At 71.2% G+C, this 361-nt stretch carries 1 pseudogene; it reads left to right on the plus strand.

Annotated features, from left to right (window positions below):
* Nucleotides 1-95: 95 nt before the first annotated feature.
* Nucleotides 96-361 (plus strand): annotated as a pseudogene (locus tag ACLZOT_RS50590) (hypothetical protein); the annotation flags it as partial.

A 361-nucleotide genomic window follows, 5' to 3' on the forward strand; every position in this document is an offset into this window, starting at 1 on the left:
CGGGTGAGTACGCCTCGGATTGAGTACGTGTACCTACGTCCGGCCAGGTGACCGCGCCCATACGCCGTGCTCCCCCGCCGGCTTACCGTCCCCGCATGCCCGAAACGACCGCCTCCGAGCCCTCGTCCTCCTCGCCCGCTCTGCGGGCCCTCGGCTGCGGCTGCGCCACGCTCATCGGCCTGCCCCTGGTGGCCGTACTCCTTCTGATCGCCACCCTCGCCTGGGACAACCGGGGATCCACGGACTTCCCCCGCGTCGCACCGGAGGACATGGCGAGCCGGGCGTTCCAGCGTTCCCAGGAGGCCTACGACGTCATGGGGTTCACGCGCACCGTGCGGTCAGGGGCCACGGACAACGGCGG

This window comes from Streptomyces sp. 4F14, assembly GCF_048159485.1.
Classification (GTDB): domain Bacteria; phylum Actinomycetota; class Actinomycetes; order Streptomycetales; family Streptomycetaceae; genus Streptomyces.